Annotated in this window: 1 pseudogene; it reads left to right on the top strand. The window is 56.5% G+C overall.

The window, feature by feature from the left end:
• Window positions 1–588: pseudogene (locus tag NTD85_RS03075) on the top strand (hypothetical protein); the annotation flags it as partial.

Here is a 588-nt window from a genome sequence, read left to right as displayed (position 1 = left end):
CAATAAGGAAATCAACATCCGTATTCCGTTTGATCCGCTCATCGAGATCGACAACGCCATCGAGCTGTTCCTGTTGGGTAAAAGCCCCGACGGCAGCACCCACCTGCCTGATTTGGGCTATTACTTTCCGGATGAAAAGGACCTCGCGAATCCCGACGGTTTTACCATCAACGTGGCTGACGACCCCCTCGAGCCTATCAATGGCGGAAACCTGGAGGTGTGGTACCACCTGCTGAAAGACAAAGGCGCCGAGATCACCAGACAGGAATCCGTGCACGCCAGGGTGCTCAATGTAGGTGAACCGCAATTCGAGCTGAATGCACCGATGGTCAAGGGTGTGGAGAACCATTTCCTGGAGCCGGGCAAGCTGCCCGGAGGGACCACTGAAATGACCATCTACAAGCCGCTCGTGAGGCCATGGGTGAGAGACGATGAGGCCCAGTGGTTCTGGGAAGGCGACGTCTCCGGCGGGGAGACGGGTTCGATCAAGTTCAATGCTCTTAGTGAAAAACAGGACTGGCTCATCCGGCTGGATGCCGAGTTCGTGGCCAAGCACATCGAACCGAACCGCGGCAGCAAGATCACCGT

The sequence above is a fragment of the Pseudomonas sp. 13B_3.2_Bac1 genome (assembly GCF_025466205.1).
In the GTDB taxonomy this organism is placed as follows: Bacteria; Pseudomonadota; Gammaproteobacteria; order Pseudomonadales; family Pseudomonadaceae; genus Aquipseudomonas; species Aquipseudomonas fluorescens_H.
This window is presented reverse-complemented; position numbering and strand designations above follow the sequence as displayed.